1 rRNA gene is annotated in these 667 nt (G+C 42.1%); it reads left to right on the top strand.

Annotation, left to right across the window (positions count from 1 at the left end):
* Nucleotides 1–439: 439 nt before the first annotated feature.
* A 23S ribosomal RNA gene (locus tag LQU94_RS08030) occupies nucleotides 440–667 on the top strand; the annotation flags it as partial.

The raw sequence follows: 667 nt of genomic DNA, 5'->3' as shown, positions 1-667 counted from the left end.
CGTAACAAGGTAGCCGTATCGGAAGGTGCGGCTGGATCACCTCCTTTCTAAGGAAAGAATCGTCGGTCTCAGAGGATACGTCTTCTGAGATCGGAACGATACAAAAGATGGCTTTCTTTCATACTTTTAATTATATATGAATCCGGTGGACCCTAGCGTCTGTTCAATTCAGACGGGATTCTTTGAACAAGAACCTTGAAAACTTCATATACAATCAACGAGAACATCAAATTTTTTAATGACCTAACAGAAATCTTCGATTTCGTAGTAGGTCAGATGCCGATCGCGTTTCAAATCTATGATTTGTCAGCAGGCGGCGATGACTGAAGAATGGAAGAGGATGTTAAGGTAAAGAAAAATACAATTTCATCGATTGAAAAACAATCGAAGATCTATAAGCATAGATCAAAAACTGGTATCAATTCATTGAATTGACAAAGGTCAAGTTAGAAAGAGCATCAGGTGGATGCCTTGGCACCAAGAGCCGATGAAGGACGCGATAAGCTGCGAAAAGCTACGGGGAGTGGCAAATACACATCGATCCGTAGATGTCCGAATGGGGAAACCCACTTGCACAACCTGCAAGTATCCTTACGTGAATCCATAGCGTAAGGAAGGAATACCGGGGGAACTGAAACATCTAAGTACCCCGAGGAAAAGAAAGAAA

The organism is Peptoniphilus sp. KCTC 25270 (genome assembly GCF_021012875.1).
GTDB lineage: Bacteria > Bacillota > Clostridia > Tissierellales > Peptoniphilaceae > JAJMZJ01.
This window is presented reverse-complemented; position numbering and strand designations above follow the sequence as displayed.